This window comes from Zhongshania aliphaticivorans (genome assembly GCF_001586255.1).
GTDB lineage: Bacteria > Pseudomonadota > Gammaproteobacteria > Pseudomonadales > Spongiibacteraceae > Spongiibacter > Spongiibacter aliphaticivorans.
The window spans coordinates 3,166,574-3,186,746 of the sequence record NZ_CP014544.1 but is presented as its reverse complement, the minus strand read 5'-3'; the positions used below and the strand labels follow the sequence as shown (position 1 = coordinate 3,186,746).

The following is a 20,173-nucleotide window of genomic DNA, read 5'->3' as shown; positions in this document are numbered from 1 at the left end:
AGTCTTTTTTTGATTTAGCGGCGGACTTGGATTTAAGATTCCTACCGGCGCTTTTCTCTCAAATAAATTCAGCTACAAGACTCTCAGCATACGGTGGACGGTCCTTTCAGCCTTCGCACGGTAAGGTAAAATGCAGCTAGTAGATTGGAATTCCCCGAGTAATGTCGATAACTCAGCGCTATTCTTTGGGCTACCCAGGCTAACACAGGCACTTAGCGCTAATAATTCAGTATGTGCGCCACAGCTGACCTACTTAAGAGTGCGTAGATTCAAGTCAGTGCAATGTTAAACCGCTGCGGCGATATATGGCTTTTCAATGCCGCGTGCATTACGTAGCGTTTTGCTAGCCACGGGTTTGTTATGATTGGCAATGCCAAGTAATTCACAAATAGACCCACAGAGTTCAGTTTGCTTAGGCGCTGCGTCTGGCTGGTGGGAGAAGCCATCGCCGATCACAAATAAAGGGATGTCACGCTCCTCTGGGAGAATGCCGCCGTGGCTCTTATCACCGTTCATGCCGTGGTCAGAGGTGATCAATACTTGATAGCCTTCGGCGATCCATGTCGGGAGGTATTTAGATATCTCGCCGTCTGAAATGCGCACTGTATTGCGGTAATGAGCGCTGTCAGCGCCCGCGCTATGGCCGGCGTTGTCGATATTCATCGGGTGTATCAGTAAAAAATCAGGGTCGTGCCGAATTCTCATGGATTCCGCATCAAGGTAAACATAGTTGTCCGGATAATGATCGCCGTGATAAAAGCAGCCGTGCTGAATTAATAATGCCAAATCGTCGGTATGGCGGTCTCGTATAGGGTCATAGGGGCTATGGTTGTACAGTTCGCTAAACCAGTGGAATGCCGCTGCAGCGGTGCTGAGACCTGACTCGCGCGCTAAGCTAAAGACGCTTTCTTGGTTAGAGTTGCGGGTGACGTCATTATGTACAATGCCGCTAAGTACCGGGGGCACACCCGTTAGAATTGTTTCATACAGCGGCCGCGACTTAGACGGCAGTTCGCACTGGAGTTTATATAATGTTGTTGCGCCCTGTGCCTTTAAGCCCTGAAGATAACCCATGCATTGCTCGGCCGCGTTATAGGCTAGGCCGTCAAGCACGATTAGTATCACCTTTTTAGTCATATTCTCCTATTAAGATCATGGCCGATTTAGCATCGGTCGTTAATTCAAATTCACTGCGCCGAGAGTAGCGGGTTTATAAGAAAGAAATGTGACAGCGGAAATAGGGTGTAGGTCTATGAGGGGATCATAACCGCATACCTATTTAATGGGTAATTATTTCAGCTGATGAAGCGAAACTACTGCTAGTGGCGCTCTGGAATAGTGCGCCTTATTTATTGCTAATTTGGGTGTTAATACAGTGACGCGTCGGTATTGCTTTCAGAAATACAGCACCTATCGGGCGGTTTTAGCCTGCAACGACCGCTTTACCGTATCGACAAATTGCACTTACAGATTGGCCGCTATGGCCATTCGCCATTTGCGCGATACTTCAATAATTTCAAGCTGTGTTGAGCGATGGTGTAGTAATAGCGACTCAATCTCGGCGTCAACTCGCGCGGATAAGCGCTATTCCTAGTGCCGCACATGCCTAATATATTGCTTGTCGTGAATTAACAGTGAAGTCGTCGTGCGCCGCTATTTTAATTATTGCTGGTCGGCGTAGCTTATGGGGAGCTAATAAAACCATAAGATGAGGCCATTATGACAACTGTAACAAGGGAGCCCATACCATTTTGGGCGCGATTTTTTCTAGCATTTGCAGACATCAGTATTTTTAATGCGCCAGGGCGTCCTTTTATGAAGGTCGCGTGGGCGGTGAATTTACACAAGATTTTCACGCTTTTTATCATTTACGCGATGATGAGCTATTACGCAAATTTTAGCGTGGGCGCTTGGGTCTTTTTGGGTCTACACGGCATCTACGGCTATTGCTGGCTCATCAAGGACTTGGGCTTTCGAGACCATCAATTAGAAAATAAGCTGAGTTTTCTTGGCTTTATAAATCTGTATCTATTGTTGATCGCATGGTATTGGTTGATGCCCTGGTTGTTTATTGCGCGGGGAATTGAACCGTCAGGTTTTATGTTGTTTTTCGCGATCGCAATCCATACTCTTGGGGTGGTTACCATGATAGCGGGTGATGGCCAGCGCCACTGGATACTGAAGTATCGGAATCAGCCAGGACTCATTCAAGAGGGCATGTACCGCTATACCCGAAATCCAAATTATCTCGGTGAGCTTATGTTGTATGCCGCATACGCGCTACTGGCGAGCCACTGGATTGCCTGGGTGATCTACGTGTATATGGCGATTTACTTTCTTGCGCGGATGAAAGGTAAAGATAACGCGATTTCTCGTCATTCTGGATGGGCAGAGTATAAGGCACAATCTGGCTTGGTTATTCCGTGGGCACTTCTTAATGGTCGGGCAATAATGGATCGGATCAGTAAAAATCATAAAAAAGCGGCGGGGGCTCAATTACATGAAAAATAGTAGTGCGTGGCGGAGATTTTTCCAATTCTCCGCACTGTTTAATTTTTCTGCGGCGTTCGCCCTGCTGTTTGCGCCACAGTTATTATTTAATATTTTAATGATGAGTGACTCACTAAGCGCTGAAGCCTTGCCGTGGTTGCATCAGTTTGCCGGTCTGGTATTGGTGTTTGGTATTGGCTATTGGGTCATCTCAACGAATCCATCGCTGCATAAAGATATTGTATGGATGGGCTGCATCGGGAAGTTAGTGGTTTTCTCAATTGCTTGGATCGATATTATGCTATTTAACGCGCCGGTCGGATTTGGCGTGCTGGTTATTGCCGATCTTATTTTTGCAATGTTCTTTGCGGTGGTATGGCGTTCATTTGAATAGTCATTAATGACTGTGGGTGTCGCGACTTAGTGGCGCTGACCATAATTCTAGCGACGCTAGCTTGGCCCTCAAACCAAGCTAGCTCTTTATTTAAACCGATTTAGCTGTGTTTAAAGCCAGGGATTGTTCATATATCCAAGCTTATGGAATTTCTCAATAAGTTCCCGGTGGCCAAATGCCCCGGCAGCGGATTGAAAACCAACTGCTTTGATCTCACCATTAAGTAAGCGCTCGGTCGCCTCTGTACATATTTCGCCAGTAAAGGTGTATGGCGCGTTTAATGACAGAGGGAAAACGGTTGTCACCTGTCGACCTTGGCCGATACAGGTAATAACGGTACGGTGAATGTCCGGGCTATCTTTGGGTGGCTCAGCCGGCGTCATTTCGTCGCCAAATTGGTTCGTTAGTATTTCTTTTTGCTCCTGATTCATGCCAACCGATTCCTTGTTGAAGCGATGAATGAGGGCGACGACGTTTTCAATGATTTCGTCTCCGAAGGCAGTTAACACCTTGCAGTTCATTACGCGGTCATCATGCTCGTACCATACTGGCTCACAGCCGCCACTCCAAGGTAGGGCCAGTGCGGGTTGCGACATGTGTGGCACATTGATTGTAAAATGGCGGTCGCCTTGCCAAGTAATCATTTCGTTGTTTTTCAATAAATATTGCGGGTTGTTCACCATGCGCAGAAATGACTTGGTCGAGGCCTGTGAGGGCAGTGCGTCATTAATTTGGTAGGTTAGGTCGAGGCTGTCGACGCCCTCGGTTTCTAATACCACTTCGGCGGCCAATGCCCCAGCACACCACATATAGCTATTGGCTGGACTAAGTAATAAGTTTTTCTCGGCGAAGGCTTTGCCGTATTGGTCGCGAACGGCAATAACGAAGTCTTGTTCGCCGGTGGTGTCTAGGTAGTGACAGTTTGTTTCTAGGCAGGTCTCTACTACTGGCCAGGCGAGCTGCATAAAGGGCCCAGCAACATTAATGACCACCTCGACTTTATTGAATAGCGGTAGCAATTCTTCGCGAGTATTAGCGGCCTGAACAATTGTTGCGGGTGCTTTGCGGCCAAGGCGCTCTTCGACGATGGCTAAAGACGCTTCCAGCTTTTCTTTGCTTCTACCCACAAAATAGAAGGGCATATTTCGTATAGCCATGCATTCAGCAATCAGTTTTCCAGTGTAGCCACTGGCGCCGTATATGAGTACGCGTGGTGAATCAGACATGATTATTCTCCATTATTTTATTGTTGGACAAGTTTTGTAAACTGACAGCAATAGCCGTAAGTCGTAATTTAAGGTAACGAATATGGCAGAATCTAAGAATGCGAAATACGGACAAGGTCTTGCGAAAAACGGACATCAGTGCTAGCTTGAAAAGAAAAGAGTTTGAGATGAAGCCAAAATACCATTCCGCAAAAACCATTCTCGCTCCGCTCAATAAATTGCGGGAAGAGGGTATTTCAGTTGGCCAGGCTTTAACCGGTACAGGGCTGTCTTTGTCGATTCTAAATAAGCCAGAGCAGCATGTCAGTTTGAGTCAGGAGCTAATGTTTCTAAGAAATCTCCGCAAGGCGACGGCGAACCCTGCCATAGGTCTTAAGGTGGGGGCGTGTTATCCGCTGAGTTTGTTTGGAATTTATGGCTATGCATTGATGAGTGCGGCTACGGTTCGTGATGCGCTTAAACTGGCTTACGAATATGTGGAATTGAGTTTTGCATTTTTTGAGCACAGCCACTCCTTTCATGGCAGTCACGTAGTCATGAACATGAGTTCAAATGACTACGGTAGTGACGATATTGCGATGCTCAACGAGCGTGAAATGCTTGCCACACTCATGATCCTTCGTGGCCTTATGGGTGACGATTTTCGTCTTCATTCAGCGACTTTACGTAGCGCCGCGTCGGCGCCGGTGTCTGAATACGAGAAATATTTTCAATGCCCAGTGAGTTTTAATGCCGAAGATAATGCCTTGATATTTCCTGCAGAATTGCTGGATATTCCCGTTCTGCAGTGCGATAGCGATACCGCGAGTCTCTGTATTGAACGGTGCGAGCGCTTAAAAGCGCGATTGACCGAAGAATATAATATTGTTGATGAAGTGCGCGAGCTAATCCTTTTACGACCGGGATATTTTCCGAGTATTGAGGAGATATCCAGTAAATTTAATATGTCTGGACGTACCTTGCGCCGTAAGCTCACTATGCAGGGCGTTGGCTATCAAAAAATACTAGATGATTTGCGCTTTGAGCTGTCCCGCGAGTATTTGTATACGACCAATATTAGCGTCGAGCAAATGTCGATATTGTTGGGTTACAGTGATTCCGCGCATTTCTCTCATGCTTTTCGGCGCTGGGCGGGCACCTCGCCGTCTGATTTCCGTTCGGCCTTCATCGCTGAATCTCGATGACGTAAATCACTGGGGTTGACGCCGGTCCAGCGCTTGTAGGCGTGGCAGAAACTGGAGGAGTCTGAATAGCCTAATCGCACTGCAATCTCTTCTATCGTGAAGGTGGTGCTTTGTAAATATTCTATTGCGAGGTTGCGGCGCACATCTTCAAGTATGTCTTTGTAGCTAGTGCTTTCCGCGCTGAGCTTGCGCTGTACAGTGCGCGCCGTCATGTTCAAACGGTCTGCAATAGTTTCTAGGGTGAAAATTTCCCGTGGCGACGACAATATTTGATTGCGCACAATATCGGAAAAAGTGCTGTTTCGGGAGAGTTGCGAGCAAATTTTTTCGCATTGCTTGCCATATATTCTGGCTGTTTCCGGCTCGGACTGAGCTAAGGGCTGGTATAGCAATTTACTGCCAAACGCGTAGTAATTCTCTGAAGAATTAAAGTGCACTGGGCACTTGAAATACGCGGTGTAGGCGTCTGCATATGAGGGCTTAGACTGCTTTAAATGCACTTCTAGAACCGGTAAGTCTTGCCCTAGGGCTTCTTTGAATATCATGTGGGAGGCAACGAGGCCGCGGTCAATCATATATTGATAGCTGCCGCCGAGGTCGCGAAGCTTCTCTAGGCTAACATAGGCGCGGTCACCGCGAACCGTGGTGTTCCAAAACATATAAGTCCATGTCATTAATATGTTTTTATACAGCACCGTCATGCCTGCAAGTAGGTTTTCGCTGGTCATCACGGCGAGGCCTAATAAGCCATAGGCGGATAAGTGATAGCGCCCCCCAACGATTAAGCCAATTTCCGGAATATTAATCCCCCGAATTACCTCTGTGGTAAAACTTAATTCTTGGTGCGGTGTGAGTTCATACGTCGGGTCTTCAAGTGCCTGTGCTGGGATGCCCGCAATATCTAACATTGGAGCTGGGTCGAGCTTGTATTCCTTTAATAGCGATATCAATGGGTTGAGCCCATAGCTGAGGTGCCTGGCAGGGGGGGTGCTTAACGATGACCTTAGCTCCATGGTTGGAATCTCTTTTTTATGATTTTTAAGGGCTGTCGTAAATTAACAATCATATTGTCCTCTGTAAACATCTAACTTCTCAACTTGCGCCGATAGTATGGTCACCTGATTTTGAATATTGATAAAAACCATAAGAATAGAGGTGAACCATGTCTACTCAATCAGCCCAAGAACTTAATCTTTCGTCAACCACTGATTATAGAAACTTAGCGGCGCCGATCTATCAATGGGATGCCACGCCAAAGGGGAAGTTGACCATTACTGGCGCTGAGGCAACCTTGCCTGAACATATTGCAGAGTTTCAGCAAACCTTGCGGAGCTTCGCTATGAATGTGATGCGGCCTATTGGAATAAAGCTTGATCGTATGACACCTGAAGAAGTTATTGCGAAAGATTCGCCCTATTGGGAGTTTCGCAAGAAATATTTGGAGCTAGGTGTGACGGTAGAGGGGCTAGGCGAAATGGAACCGCAGGAAGCCGCTCTGTTGTTCTCCATTTTATTTGAGGAGCTGGGCTACGGAGATGCCGGTTTGGCGATATCAGTTGGCGCCGGAATACTGCCCCAATGGCTGTGCGCCAAATTTGGCCGCACAGATTTATTAGAGGAATTTCCCGATGCGGTATTGGGCTGCTGGGGCATTACTGAGCCCGATCACGGCACTGACATGCTCGATCCAAGTCGGCAGATTGTTTACCCCGGCAGTTCCTACGGTCGTCCTAACTTAGTTGCAGATTTAACCGGCGACGACATTATATTGCATGGTCAGAAATCGGCTTGGGTATCCAATGGCATTATTGCTGATGTATGCATTATTTACTGCGCGGCAGATTCAGGTAATGGCCCATCTGCGACCGAAGGTTGTGCCTTGGTGTTTCCTATGAATCTTCCGGGAATTAGCCGTGGTAAACCTTTGGACAAGCTGGGTCAACGGGCCCTAAATCAAGGTGAAATATTTTTTGATAATGTGCGGATTCCCCGCAAATATTTGCTCGCTGGCCCCGAGGATTATCAGCGCGCTGTGTATTGTATTCACGCTGAGGCAAACGCGTTGATGGGGGCAACATTTACCGGACTTTCTCAGGCGGCGGCGGACTTGGCCCTCGATTATGCCCACGAAAGAGTTGCCGGTGGTGTGCCAATCATTCAGCACCAATCTGTGCGTAGTCGCTTGTTTCATATGTACAGAAAGGTCGAAGTGTCGCGCTCGTTAACCCGCAGGGGCTTAAATTTTAATAATGACCCTCAGCTCGCTACCCCATCTCTGTGTGCGGCGATGTTCTCTAAAACCACCTGCACTCAAAACTGCTTTGAAGTTACCAGTGATGCCCTGCAAATATTTGGCGGCAATGGACTGACGAAAGAATACCCTCTTGAAAAAATGATGCGCGATGCTCGTGCCTCTCTTATTGAAGATGGCTGTAATGAAGTGTTGGCCATTAAGGGCGGTAGCTACCTAATAGATAGCGAAAAACTTTCATAAGAGGGTAACTCAGTGAAGCAAACAGCTTATGTTGCCGGCGTCGGTATGACGCCGTTTGGCAACGCTATGGATAAAACGCTTAGCGAATTAGCCTGCGAATCTATTGCCGAGGCGTTAAAAGATGCAGGTATAAAAAAGGAAGATCTTAATGCCGCGTATATGGGTAATGCCGCCGGTGCAGTAATTACCGGCCAGGTTTGCGTGCCGGGGCAGATCGCCTTACGCAGTATGGGAATAAGTAAAATTCCGGTGATCAATGTAGAGAATGCCTGTGCAACCTCCGCTACGGCATTTCAACAAGCTTGCACCATGGTTACCTTGGGTGTCTATGATGTGGTTTTGGTCTGCGGCTATGAAAAGCTCTACCACGAAGATAAGAACAAAACCTTCTCAGTATTTACTGGATCTATTGATGTCACCCAAACCGATGCGATTACCGCGCGCTTGCAAGCTCGGAACGACGCTATTGGTCAGTCCTTGGATATGTCCGGCGCGGGGAGTAGCCGGTCTATTTTTATCGATATATACGCGACATGGGCGCGTGAACACATGCATCAATACGGCACTACTCAAGCGCAATTGGCCGCGGTGTCGGCAAAGAACTCAGTGCATGGGAGTTTAAATCCAAAGTCTCAGTTTCAAAACGTCATTACCATCGATGAGGTGTTGTCAGCCCGTGAAATAGTGGCGCCGCTTACCTTGCCAATGTGTGCTCCGATTGGCGACGGTGCCGCCGCAGTGATTGTCGTCAGTGAAGCTTTTGCCAAGAAAATTGGCAAGAGACGGTGCATTCGGGTAAATGCATCTAGCTTACACAGCGGTTGGGAGCCAGCTGCTGGCGAACAAGCTATGGTGTCGAGCGCCGTTACTGAGCTGTATGAGCAGGCCGGTGTTGGCGCCGAGGACCTACATTGCGTTGAGCTACATGACGCGTCGGCTATTTCTGAAATTAAATACTACGAATACCTCGGTTTGTGTGCAACCGGCCTAGGTGGTGAATATGTCGCCAGCGGCGCGTCATCGCTGGGTGGTCGTGTCCCGGTAAATACGTCTGGGGGACTAATGCGAAAAGGCCATCCGATAGGTGCAACCGGGGCCGCCCAAATTGTGGAACTGGTCATGCAGCTGCGCGGCGAGGCTGGGGCGCGCCAAGTAAGTGGGGCTAGGCTTGCGCTCGCCGAAAATGGAGGGGGCTATATTGGTACAGATGCAGCTGCCTTGGTACTCAGCATCTTGTCAAAAGAATAAAAAGGGGTTGTATATGAAAGACCTAAGAATTTTATCGAACTTGATCGAAGATAAAAAAAATTCCCATCCAAACTTAGATGTTCTGACTTTTGTTAACGTTCTGCCAAGCGGGGATTTCGAGCATGAAATCAGGACCTACAAAATGCTGTGGGAACAGGGCCAGCGGGTTTTTGCCGGCCTAAAAAATGAGGGAATGGCGCCCGGCGATAGCTTTGCAATGGTCATGCAGAATCACCCTGAGTTTGTTGACTGCATGGTGGGCAGCGCGCTAGCTGCGACGGTGTTTGTGCCTATTGATCCGCGAACAAATGGGGAGCGCCTGGAGTACATGTTGAGCTGGGCCGATTGTAAGGGAGTGATCTGCGCCGATTATTGCTTAAACAATGTTTTGGCCGCATGCAAAAACTTACCTCAAATTCGTTGGGTTTGGGTTGTTCAGAGTGGCGAGCTAATAAAGTTGGCGGCTGAGGATACTCGCTTAAAGAAGTGGGCAGAGATCGCGAACGCGCCGTTTACAGAGGCTGAGGGGCGGGTGCACAGTGCCGACGAAACCATGCAAATGTTATATACCTCAGGTACTACGGGAGACCCTAAGGCGATTAGGGCGCCTTACACCCGCTATGACGCCGTTTCGTCAATTGGCCCGATGATTGGTCTTACCGAGAATGACCGCCCCTATACTGGTTTATCGTTTACCCATGCAAATGCGCAACTAATTAGTTTGGGCAATATCCTCAAAATGGGTTTACGAGGCGTTATTAGCCGAAAATTCACTAAGTCTCGATTGTGGGATATTTGCCGCGCTTATAACTGCACTACCTTTAACTTACTCGGTGGTATGACCACTGCCATATACAGTGAGCCAGTTCGCGCTAATGATGCAAAGAACCCCGTGCGTTTCATACTAAGTGCGGGTATGCCTGCCGCCATCTGGACGGACTTTAGCAAGCGCTTTGACGTTGAGTTATTTGAGTTTTACGGCGCAGCAGAAGGCGGCATGATGTTCAATCCGCCTGGCGTAGGTCCAATAGGCAGTATTGGTAAGCCACCCGCGAGTTTGACGGCAAGAATTATCGATGAGCAGGGCAAACCGTGTCCAGCGGGTGTGCGGGGTGAAATAGTATTCGAGGCGGTGACCGGCGAGCCGCTTAGGGTTGAGTATTATAAAAACCCTGAAGCGTCTGATAAGAAAACCCATGGTGGCGTTTTATACATGGGCGATATCGGTCATCAGGATGAAGAGGGTTGGTACTATTTTGATAGCCGAAAGGGCGATGAAATACGTCGTAACGGCGAGTTTGTTGACGTTGCCAAAATAGAAAAAATAATCGCCGAATTTGATGATGTTGAAGATGTTTTTGTATACGGCATACCGTCGTTAAACGGGGCGCCCGGCGAAAAAGATGTTATAGCGGCGGTGGTACCGGTTGAAGCAAAATTGTTCGATCCCGATGTGCTGGTTAAGCATTGTCGTGAGGTGCTCGGACGTAATGATCTCCCTAGTTATATTCAAGTTATGTCAGAAATTCCAAAAACGGCTTCCGAGAAACCGCAGGCACGATTTTGCTACGAATATTTTTTGGAGCAAAAAAATCATGTCTATGATGTCGCCTCATAAAATAATCGAAAAAGTATGATGTCGTAAATTAACAGTTAAAGGGTCGGTAATAAGCATTACCGACGCTGCGATTCAAGACTAATATCGATTTCAAGATCGATTAATTATGACTCCGACAGAACGATATAATAATTTGTGAAATAAATTTTTATGATTTTTTTCACGTCTAATGGGGTAGTGAAAAATAAATGAATACGATTAGAAACAGGATAGCAATGGCTGTTCTGGAAAACAGAAAAACAGCCTGGTTTTTGTTTACTGCTGTAACACTCTTTTTTGCGATGGGCTTAAAGAATGTTGAGCTTAAGACAATTTTCTCTGACTTGCTTCCTAAAGACGACCCGTTTATACAGGTATTTAAAGATCATCCAAATTTTGGTAATCCATTGACTTTTACCTTGATGGTAAAAACCAAAAAGGGTGACATCTACAATGCCCAAACGCTGGATAAAGTCTGGCAGCTTACCCGTGATATCGATTTGTCGCCCGGCGTAGATCACGACCAAATACTGTCGATTGCCTCCGCAAAGGCGCGTTATGCCGAAGCCACGCCGTTTGGTATCGATGCCCAGCCCTTGATGGGAGATTCGGTGCCGGTCACGCCGCAAGAAATAGCCAGGTTTAAGGAGAATGTGCGTAAATCCCCGAATGCGCAGCAGTTTCTGATTTCTGGTGACGAAACCGCAACCCTAATATCGGCTACCTTTATAGAGCAGCGCTTAGATTACGGTGAGGCATTCACCTTTGTTAAGGCTTTGGCAGATAACGCCCGCGATGCAAATCACGAGGTCTATATGGCGGGTCAGCCAGCCTTGACGGGGTGGGTGTATGAATACCAACATCAGATGATTGGCATTTTTGGTATTACCCTTGGTGCCTTAATTATTGCGCTTGTGCTGTACACCCAAAATATTGCCGGGGTAGTTACACCCATATTTGCCAGTATCGTTGCCGCGATTTGGGGCTTTGGCTTTGCAGGTTGGATGCGCTTACCGATTGAACCCCTGTTAATGATTGTGCCGCTGCTATTGATTGCGAGATCGTTTAGTCATTGTGTTCAGTTCACTGAACGCTTCTACGAAGTGTTTGCTCAGGTGGGCGACAAGGTGAGAGCCGCAGGGATCACTACGGGCCTTATGTTGGCACCGTCGATACTGGGAATTATCACTGACGCGGCCGGTATCTTCCTGATTTCTATTGCGCCTATTCCGGCAATGGAACGCTTCTCGCTGTTCTGTGGGTTTTGGGCAATGATGCTCGCACCGACAGGGGTGTTTCTTGCGCCGTTGCTGTTGTCTGTTCTGCCTGCCCCTAAAAATCTCGACAAGATTATTTCCGATGAATCTGGTGGTGTGCATGGCCGGGTGAAATCGGTGTTGGCGTGGATAGCGACTTTCTCTCAGGGTAAACGCGCCCGCTACACCACGTTCGTTGTGGTAATCATTGCGCTATTTTCGTTCTATCACTCTATGCGTATTCAAATTGGTAATCCCGTTGAGGGCAGTAATTTGCTCTGGGAAGATTCTGAATACAATGTTTCGGTGGCTGAAATAAACTCCCATTTTCCCGGCGTGAATACCTTAGAGGTTATTCTCGAGGCGAAAGACTCAAATAATCCCAATCGCGTCGCGCGGCAAGCGGAAACAGTGGCAACCATGTTGCAGCTCCAGGCCATTATGGAGGGCGGGGAAGACGCGCCACGGGCGACACTTTCGTTTGGCGATTTCTTGATGGATGCGAATCGGCTGATTTCGGGTGGGCATCCGAAATGGCTGCCACTGGACGACACCGATGCTGCGGTTAATGCGGCAACCTCCGCGGTGCTCATGGGCACAAGTCCTAAGGCCTACTCCCATGTTGTCGACTTTGAACTGCAAAACTCAACGGTTTCATTTTGGTACCCAGACAATAAGCAGAATACGGTCGACCACGCGCTTGCTTCAGCGGAAGCGGCTATTGCCAAGGTTGGTATAGATCATCCCGATTTCACCGTGCGCCTTGGTAGCGGCACTATTGCGATTCAGCAAGCGATAAACCACGTTGTAGAGCGTTATCACTGGTTGATTATGGGCTTGCTCAACCTAGTTATTCTATTGGTTTCAAGCTACGCCTACCGCTCCTTGGTTGCCGGTGTGGTGCTACTAATCCCCGTTAACCTTTCCAATATGATCCTCACCACATGCATGTCGTTCATGGGCATTGGTTTAGATATTAACTCACTAATGGTTGCGGCGATTGGTGTTGGGGTTGGTATTGATTACGGGATTTATTTGCTCAGTAGAATGTGTGAAGAGTATCAGGAACGTGAGGATTATGGCGCGTCGATTACCGCTGCACTGACGACTACGGGCAAAGCCATTATGTTTACCGCCAGTATTATGCTAATCGGTATTCTCCCTTGGTACTTCTTATCAGGTCTTAAGTTTTTAGCAGATATGGGTTTGCTGCTGGTGCTTGTCATGTTGATCAATATGGTGATCGCGCTGGTCGTTTTACCCCTGCTGGTGTGGCTAATCAAACCTAAGTTTGTGTCTAGTAAAGACATTATGGTACTGGGCGAGGGCGTCGATATCGCTAAGCTAATGGCAGAAGATGCTGAAAAAAAACAAGCCGAAAATCACCGTAGTTTAAAAGCCGAGGCAGTGTAGCAACGCAAATTTGTTACGCCGCTTTCACAATACGCAAGATGACAACAATAAAAGGGTTTATCCCGGAGGATTATTATGCATATCAAGAAATATGACACCAACTATAGTCGTCGCCGCTTTATGGAGAACACGGTTAAAGGAATTGGTGCCGGTGGTGTGCTAGCGCCACTGTGGCCGCTCATTGCGAATGCTGGTGATGTCAGTAAAGCATATCCCGATGAACTGCTTTCCATCGATATGTACACCAAGGGAAAGATTAAAGCTGGCGATGTTATTACCGCAGAGAATGTTGAGCATGTGAAGGAATTATTAGACCCAATAGCGTATATGCACGTAAAGGAAATGGGGCGACGCATTCATATTGTTGAACCAGTGAAAGACATTACTCGCATCTTTCCCACCGAGTACTTAGAGGCAACCCTTAAAAACCAGGGTAAGGCCGTTATTGGTCAAGACGGTAATGTGTATACCAAAGGTGGCGAGCCTTGGATTGGTGGTACGCCGTTTCCGGAGCCAAAAAATGGTATTGAAGCACAATATAATTTGACCTTGAGCTGGGGACGTCACGATTACTCGCAGTATGCAGTGCGCGACTGGGATATCGATTCTTCTGGTGAGCTTTCGTATCAATACGATTTTGTGTGGACAGAACTGAATACCACTGCACGGACCGACGGAACCGTATGGAAAGGTAAGAAAGATTTATTGCGCTACCAGTCGGTGTTTTTTACCGCACCCAATGACAGTGCCGGTACTTCTTTCTTAAACATATGGGATTACGATCAGCGCAAATTCCCTGAGTTGCACGGCTATATTCCTGCGTTTCGGCGTGTACGGCAGTTCCCCACTAACCAGCGTTTCGAACCCTTGGTTCCCGGTATTACGCTGTTTTTGTCTGATGCATGGGCGGCGGGCGACCCTTTGCAAACCTGGGGCAATTACAAAATTATTGGTCGTCAGCCGATGTTAGGTGCTATCGGCTCTAGAAACTTCCATGGCGGTTATCACGACAACTGGGAAAAGCCGGTTCACGGCGGGCCAAAGGATCAAACCTTCTTCGATACCTATATGGAGCTGGTGCCAGAGTGCATCGTGCTTGAAGCGGAGCCAACGGGATACGCTCGTGCGCCGGTTGGTAAAAAGCGAGTGTGGATTGATGTGCGAAACCAAATGTACGTTGCCTATGTTATTTATGACCGTCGTGGCGAAATTTGGAAGTCGTTTGAACCGCATTACGCAATGCAAGACAACGACAAGATGACCCGCAACGACGGTGCCTTCCCCGCGTGGTCCTGGTCTAGCGTACACAGTCACGACATTCAATCTAATCGCATGAGTCGCTTTGTTCAGGCTAAGTCGGTGACTGGTGGTTATCAAAGTAACTATGATCCGGGTGATGTGGATGTCTTTAATAAATTCCTCACCATTCAGGCTATGCAGCGGCTTGGGGGTTGATGTGAATACCACAGCGAAGATCGCGAAATATGCCGCGCCGCTGCTATTAAGTCTTGCAATGTGTGCTGCGAATGCAGCGCCCTTGCAAGGCGAAATGGTAAGCCAAGGGCATGCTCATGAAGCCTTGTTTGGTGTTAACGCTAGTGCTCAGGGGCTCATTGCGGTTGGCGGCGCGGGCCAGATAAGTACCAGTAAAGACGGCAGTACCTGGCAGCGGATCAACCTCGACCTGGGGGGGCGATCTCTGTTGGCGGTATCTGACGTCGGCGGCAATGCGATTGCCGTAGGTCAGCAGGGCGTGATCGTGCGCCGTGATACCAACACGTGGCAGGAACAGCAGTCCCCGACCAGCGAACGTCTATTTTCGGTTGCGCAGGATGGTGCTGGCTTTGTGATTGCTTCCGGCGGCTTTGGCACCATTTTACGTTCGCTTGACGGCGGTAAGCACTGGGAGAAGCTCCAAATTGATTGGCAGGCGCTGATCGGTCAGTCCTACGAGCCCCATGTCTACAACGTTACTGTCGACGATCAAGGGCGTGCCTATATGGCCGGTGAATTTGGCATGATCGCGCGCTCCGATGATCGAGGCACAACGTGGCATACCTTGCACACCGGTGACGAGTCCTTATTCGGTTTAGCCTTCGGTCAGCGCGGTTTAGCTTATGCAGTAGGGCAAAGTGGCACTATTTTACGGAGCCAAGATGGCGGCGAAAGCTGGGCCAAAATCGAATCGGGCAGCGATGCGATTCTGCTCGATGTGTCCATTCGTGATGATGATCGAGCAGTGATCACCGGCATTCGAGAAGCGCTTTCTATTGAGGCGGGTGGTCAGCGCGTAGAACGTCTAAATAATGCGCAGTTATTAGATTCTTGGTATTGCGATGTTGGTGTTTATAACGGCAATTTTTATGTGGTTGGTCAAAAAGCCAATGTTCTAAAGCTCTCTATCTAAAATATTTTCTGGAGATATACGGGTATGAAAAATAATAATCAGCTGGCGGCAGCTATTACCCTTGCAACACTCGGCGTATGCAACTCTGCGTGGTCGGCAAACGGTGACTTTTTGGGTATTGACTACAGTTCCAGTGGCTTTATCCGGCTAGAAGCGGCGGCCAAAACAGTGAGTGAAGAAAACCCTTATAACCAGCGCGGTAATGTATTTAATGGCGAAACCATAAATCGCTATGGCGGCGTAAATGCGGGGACCTTACTGGGCTTGAATTTACCGATTGCGGTTGGCGTACCAATCAGTGATACGGCAACGCGCAATGGTGAACCGGCGAATAATGATTTTAATTTTACCCAGATTCGCTTAGAGAATACCGTGCAATTGCGGTTTAGCGACAATTGGTCTGCTACGGCTAAAATCCGCGGCATTTTTGACGCTGCGCAATATGACGAATTTGATCCCGACAGCGTAAACAGTAATGCGGCAGGTTATCTTTATGGTAAGCCAAATTACTTTGAATACGATGACTATGAAACTGGTGGTGAACAGAATCGTTTAGAAGTCGCTGGCGAAAACTATATGGTTGATTTTCCATCACTGTATGTGGATTACCAAAACGGGCCAATTTTGGTGCGGGCGGGTAATCAGCAAATTGCCTGGGGTCAAGCCTTGTTCTTCCGGGTAATGGACGTTGCCAATGGCTTAGACTTGCGTCGCCATTTAATTCTGGATTTTGCCTCAGAAGAGTATGCAGATGAGCGTATAGCGTCTCCTGCCGTTCGGGTGTCTTATCAATTAAATGCGAGCTGGGAATTGGATATGTTTGCGCAAGCATTCCAGCCGACCATTTACGCCAACCCAAATACACCCTACAACGTTATACCGAGCCAGTTCACTGTGCATGATCGCTACAGCGACGCTAATGAAAAAATTAACAGTGGCTTTCGTCTAAAGGGCAATATTGGTGATTTCGGTTTGCAGTTTATGTACACCAATCGTTACAACCCCGACGGCGTTATTCGCTGGACGGCATCAGGTGTTAATCGCGACGCACCGGGCTTGGTTGGTACAGGCGCTATTCTTGCGCAGACGCCTTTAGAAGTTGACCCCACCGGTGTGTGGACCGCGGAAGAATGGTTTACCTACGCGGGTATGGCGAGGCTAGATGGTGTGGAAGGTTTGAATAAGCTGATTACCGATTTCCCCGCCTCTCAGCTGTTATTGGCAAGGCCGGTAGATGGCATTGATGCGGCGAAGGAGGAGCTGGATCTGTTCTTTATTCTCACGGGCGGTGTCGGTGGCAGCCTGACCACTGGGCAAGGCATGGGCGGTTTGCGCGGACATATTGAGCGTGAGTACAAACGCGAAGATATTTTTGGTACCGGCTTTAGTTATATCTTTAGCGGTGAACCGGGCAGTTGGTTAGACCAGCTCATTCTTAACTTTGAGGTGTCGTTTACCCCTGACCGCGTGTTTACCTCCCCTGACCTAGGTCAGGAATATTTAGTTGAAGATGAATATATTTCTGCTTTGGTACTGGAAAAGTATCAGCGCTTTAGTCGGAACTTTCCCGCAACGTACTTTGTATTTCAGTGGATGCACCGCACTGAGAGTGATTTGTTTGGGCGGCATTTGAGTGGTATGGGCGGCACGGCTAATAATGCGCCATTGGGTGTCGATGGCTGGGACGGTTTGGTGTTGGCGCTCCAACAGCCGTTTCCTGGTTTGGTATGGCGCGCGGATCTGTCGGTGCTGTATGACACTAGAGGTGGTGTTTTCGTGCAGCCTGCGCTCAAGTGGAAACCAAGCGGCAATTGGAATATTGAGGCCTTCTATACCTATATAGACGATGATATTAGCTCCGATGCCAACGTCAATATAATGCAAACCTTTGACTGGGCCGAAGAATTTGGTCTGAGGGTTGCCTACCAATTTTAATACACCCTATCGAGGTTTCGGCCTCGGTTGGCTGGCGACAGTTATGGGACCTTTCCGGCGGATTCTTCCGCCGGCTTTTTGCTCAGTAGGTAGGTCATGGTATTTCATATAAAACAATATGATCGGAATTACGCCAGGCGCCAATTTTTGAAAAAAACGGCGGGGCTCGCATTGGGTGGCGTGTTGATGCCAGTGTGGAAAGCCATGGCAAACAACGGCGACTTTACGGCGGCGTATCCCGATGAGTTGATGTCGATTGATGAATACAGTAACGGAAAATTAAAGGCCGGTGACTATATAGATGCAAGTAATGTCGAGTTGGTTAAAGATTTGCTCGAGCCGGTTAAGTATTACCAAGTTAAAGAAATGGGCCGCCGTTTGCGGCTGCGAGAAACGACTCGCGACATAATGAAATTAAGTCCATGGGAATACCTGGAAGCCAGCTTTAAGAATCGTGGGCAGGCAAAATTTGATGATAAGGGCAATGTCGTCACTCTTGACGGTAAACCGTGGATTGGCGGCCTGCCGTTTCCAGAAGCAAAAAATGGTTTGGAATTGTTTGCCGGTTTGACGATGAGTTGGGGTCGCCATGACGCGTCTTTTTATGCTATTCGCGAATACGATTTGAGTCGGGAAGGCAAAGTAAATTATCAATATGAAAATGGTTGGGCGGAATACGCACCTACCGGCCGAGTGGTATTGCCTAGTGTGTATTGGAAGGGGCATGAAGATAAACTGCGCTACCAGAGTGTGTTTTTCTCAGAGCCCGACAGTGTACGTGGCACTTCATATTTAAATATATGGCATTACGATCAAAATAAATTCCCTGAACTTTACGGCTACATACCTGATTTTAAGCGCATTCGTCGCTTCCCTACCGACCAGCGCTTTGAGCCATTAGTACCGGGTTCGAGTTTGTACTTGTCTGACGCTTGGGCGGCGGGCGATCCACTGCATACCTGGGGGAATTATAAAATCGTGTCGCGTGGCCCCATGTTGGCAGCGGTGAGTGGCGGTTGGAATTCTGCCAGCGACAGCTGGGCACACACCACCCACGGTGGCCCCAAGGGCGAGACCTTTTGGGATACCGAGGTAGAGTTGGTGCCCGAAGCCATCGCGGTGGACGCAGAGCCAACTGGCTTCCCGCGCGCGCCGGTCGGTAAAAAACGGGTGTGGTTTGACGCCCGCACTCAGTTGCCTTTGGCCATGGTGTCGTTTGATCGGCGCGGTGAGATATTCCGCTCCTTTGATGGTGCTTACGGACTGTATGAAGACGGCGACAAGCGGGTAATGGACGGCAAACACCCCTATTGGTCGTGGGGGCATGTCCACGCCTTCGACGTTCAAACAGGGCAAATGACTCGTCTCGAACAAATGGCCAGCATGAGCGGCGGCCACAAAATGATGGTCAATGATCAAGATATTTACGACCGCTATTTAACCAACGGTGCGCTGCGCCGCTTAGGTAATTAATAACTAATCTAATGATGAGGTAAATAACATGACACAGACATACAAGGCCTTGGTTGCAAGCCGTCAGGATGGAAAATTGGCGGTTGGTTTTGAGCAACTGAGTGCCGCCGAAATTGGCGAAGGCGATGTTGAAATTGCCGTTGAATATTCAACCCTGAATTACAAAGACGGTTTGGCGATGAGTGACGCCGTGCCAATTGTGCAAAAAGAGAAGTTAATACTCGGCATTGATATGGCGGGAACGGTGGTCAGTTCTGATAATTCACTGTTTAGTGTTGGCGACAAAGTTGTACTGAACGGCTATGGCGCCTCAGAAACGCACAATGGGGGTTACACCCAGCGTTTGCGCACCAAGGGCGAATACTTAGTGAAATTACCGGCTGGTATCAGTACGCGGCAGGCCATGGCAATTGGTACAGCCGGTTACACTGCCATGTTGTCGGTTATGCGCCTAGAGCGTTTTGGCGTGGTGCCGGAGTCTGGCGTTGTGCTGGTTACCGGCGCCTCAGGTGGTGTTGGAACCGTGGCGATATCCCTGCTGTCGGCGTTGGGATATAGGGTTACGGCATCAACTGGTCGTGTCGAAGAGACTGAATTCTTGAAAGGCCTTGGTGCCACCGATGTTATCAATCGCGCCGAGCTTTCTGAGCCCGGCGAAATGATGCAGTCCACTCGCTGGGCTGCGGCGGTCGATTCTTGCGGAAGCCACACTTTGGCAAACGTTATCGCGCAGCTTAGTTATAGCGGCGTTGTCACTGCTTGTGGTTTGGCGCAGGGCCTTGATTTGCCGGGAAATATGATGCCCTTCGCGCTGCGTAATGTGTCGTTATTAGGGGTGGATTCTGTTCACGCGCCCATGCCTCTACGCGAAGAAGCGTGGCGCCGATTGGCTAAGGATTTAGACATGGCCAAGCTCGAAGCGTTGACGATGGATATACCGTTTGACGACGTGCCCGCTGCTGCAGGTAAAATTTTGCAGGGTCAAATTCGCGGACGTGCGGTAGTGAAAATCGCCGATTAATTAGCGCATTTTTACCGGTAAATATCTGCAAGCAT

The 20,173-nt window shown here is 48.5% G+C and carries 15 protein-coding genes; 12 read left to right on the top strand and 3 right to left on the bottom strand.

Annotation, left to right across the window (positions count from 1 at the left end):
• Positions 1-285 precede the first annotated feature (285 nt).
• On the bottom strand, positions 286-1,137 hold the full coding sequence (locus tag AZF00_RS14090; protein ID WP_008251419.1) for an alkaline phosphatase family protein: 852 nt from the start codon (positions 1,135-1,137) through the stop codon (positions 286-288).
• Positions 1,138-1,815: 678 nt separating this feature from the next.
• Here AZF00_RS14090 and AZF00_RS14085 point away from each other — a divergent pair.
• Positions 1,816-2,511, top strand: a complete 696-nt coding sequence (locus tag AZF00_RS14085; RefSeq protein WP_008251399.1) for a methyltransferase family protein — start codon at positions 1,816-1,818, stop codon at positions 2,509-2,511.
• Positions 2,501-2,884: a hypothetical protein gene (locus AZF00_RS14080; RefSeq protein WP_008251397.1), complete on the top strand. Its 384-nt coding sequence runs from the start codon at positions 2,501-2,503 to the stop codon at positions 2,882-2,884. Before AZF00_RS14085 ends, AZF00_RS14080 begins: the two co-directional genes overlap by 11 nt.
• Positions 2,885-2,994: 110 nt before the next feature.
• Here the strand turns inward: AZF00_RS14080 and AZF00_RS14075 are convergent, their stop codons facing one another.
• The gene (locus tag AZF00_RS14075; protein ID WP_008251396.1) at positions 2,995-4,110 is read right to left on the bottom strand and encodes a saccharopine dehydrogenase family protein; all 1,116 of its coding nucleotides are present in this window, start codon (positions 4,108-4,110) and stop codon (positions 2,995-2,997) included.
• A 167-nt stretch (positions 4,111-4,277) separates the two neighbouring features.
• Here AZF00_RS14075 and AZF00_RS14070 point away from each other — a divergent pair, with 167 nt between their 5' ends.
• On the top strand, positions 4,278-5,294 hold the full coding sequence (locus AZF00_RS14070) for an AraC family transcriptional regulator (RefSeq protein ID WP_008251395.1): 1,017 nt from the start codon (positions 4,278-4,280) through the stop codon (positions 5,292-5,294).
• On the opposite strand, the gene AZF00_RS14065 is transcribed toward AZF00_RS14070, so the two are convergent.
• On the bottom strand, positions 5,222-6,244 hold the full coding sequence (locus tag AZF00_RS14065) for an AraC family transcriptional regulator (RefSeq protein ID WP_197465662.1): 1,023 nt from the start codon (positions 6,242-6,244) through the stop codon (positions 5,222-5,224). The two genes, AZF00_RS14070 and AZF00_RS14065, sit on opposite strands and share 73 nt — an antisense overlap.
• A 212-nt stretch (positions 6,245-6,456) precedes the next feature.
• On the opposite strand from AZF00_RS14065, the gene AZF00_RS14060 reads away from it, so the two are divergent.
• From AZF00_RS14060 to AZF00_RS14020, 9 genes are all read left to right on the top strand, one after another.
• Positions 6,457-7,788, top strand: a complete 1,332-nt coding sequence (locus tag AZF00_RS14060) for an acyl-CoA dehydrogenase family protein (RefSeq protein WP_008251393.1) — start codon at positions 6,457-6,459, stop codon at positions 7,786-7,788.
• A gap of 12 nt (positions 7,789-7,800) precedes the next feature.
• On the top strand, positions 7,801-9,036 hold the full coding sequence (locus tag AZF00_RS14055) for a thiolase family protein (protein ID WP_008251386.1): 1,236 nt from the start codon (positions 7,801-7,803) through the stop codon (positions 9,034-9,036).
• Between the two features lie 13 nt (positions 9,037-9,049).
• Positions 9,050-10,654 carry an AMP-binding protein gene (locus tag AZF00_RS14050; RefSeq protein WP_008251380.1) on the top strand — a complete coding sequence of 535 codons (1,605 nt, stop codon included), beginning with the start codon at positions 9,050-9,052 and terminating at the stop codon, positions 10,652-10,654.
• A gap of 215 nt (positions 10,655-10,869) precedes the next feature.
• Entirely contained in the window at positions 10,870-13,302 is a 2,433-nt protein-coding gene (locus AZF00_RS14045) for an efflux RND transporter permease subunit (protein WP_008251379.1), read from the top strand.
• A gap of 75 nt (positions 13,303-13,377) precedes the next feature.
• Positions 13,378-14,757: a DUF1329 domain-containing protein gene (locus AZF00_RS14040; protein ID WP_008251378.1), complete on the top strand. Its 1,380-nt coding sequence runs from the start codon at positions 13,378-13,380 to the stop codon at positions 14,755-14,757.
• A 1-nt stretch (position 14,758) separates the two neighbouring features.
• Positions 14,759-15,709, top strand: a complete 951-nt coding sequence (locus tag AZF00_RS14035) for a WD40/YVTN/BNR-like repeat-containing protein (protein WP_050985216.1) — start codon at positions 14,759-14,761, stop codon at positions 15,707-15,709.
• 24 nt (positions 15,710-15,733) lie between these two features.
• Entirely contained in the window at positions 15,734-17,644 is a 1,911-nt protein-coding gene (locus AZF00_RS14030) for a DUF1302 family protein (protein ID WP_008251376.1), read from the top strand.
• Between the two features lie 147 nt (positions 17,645-17,791).
• Positions 17,792-19,117, top strand: coding sequence for a DUF1329 domain-containing protein (locus tag AZF00_RS14025; protein WP_231856160.1), 1,326 nt, complete (start codon positions 17,792-17,794; stop codon positions 19,115-19,117).
• Between the two features lie 28 nt (positions 19,118-19,145).
• Positions 19,146-20,138, top strand: a complete 993-nt coding sequence (locus tag AZF00_RS14020) for an MDR family oxidoreductase (RefSeq protein WP_008251374.1) — start codon at positions 19,146-19,148, stop codon at positions 20,136-20,138.
• Positions 20,139-20,173 lie beyond the last annotated feature (35 nt).

Excerpts from the sequence above, each read along its gene's own strand:
- AZF00_RS14020 (WP_008251374.1), top strand. The coding sequence starts at position 19,146 with ATGACACAGACATACAAGGCCTTGGTTGCAAGCCGTCAGGATGGAAAA.
- AZF00_RS14075 (WP_008251396.1), bottom strand. The coding sequence starts at position 4,110 with ATGTCTGATTCACCACGCGTACTCATATACGGCGCCAGTGGCTACACT.
- AZF00_RS14090 (WP_008251419.1), bottom strand. The coding sequence starts at position 1,137 with ATGACTAAAAAGGTGATACTAATCGTGCTTGACGGCCTAGCCTATAAC.
- AZF00_RS14030 (WP_008251376.1), top strand. The coding sequence starts at position 15,734 with ATGAAAAATAATAATCAGCTGGCGGCAGCTATTACCCTTGCAACACTC.
- AZF00_RS14040 (WP_008251378.1), top strand. The coding sequence starts at position 13,378 with ATGCATATCAAGAAATATGACACCAACTATAGTCGTCGCCGCTTTATG.
- AZF00_RS14060 (WP_008251393.1), top strand. The coding sequence starts at position 6,457 with ATGTCTACTCAATCAGCCCAAGAACTTAATCTTTCGTCAACCACTGAT.
- AZF00_RS14045 (WP_008251379.1), top strand. The coding sequence starts at position 10,870 with ATGGCTGTTCTGGAAAACAGAAAAACAGCCTGGTTTTTGTTTACTGCT.
- AZF00_RS14050 (WP_008251380.1), top strand. The coding sequence starts at position 9,050 with ATGAAAGACCTAAGAATTTTATCGAACTTGATCGAAGATAAAAAAAAT.
- AZF00_RS14085 (WP_008251399.1), top strand. The coding sequence starts at position 1,816 with ATGAAGGTCGCGTGGGCGGTGAATTTACACAAGATTTTCACGCTTTTT.
- AZF00_RS14080 (WP_008251397.1), top strand. The coding sequence starts at position 2,501 with ATGAAAAATAGTAGTGCGTGGCGGAGATTTTTCCAATTCTCCGCACTG.
- AZF00_RS14070 (WP_008251395.1), top strand. The coding sequence starts at position 4,278 with ATGAAGCCAAAATACCATTCCGCAAAAACCATTCTCGCTCCGCTCAAT.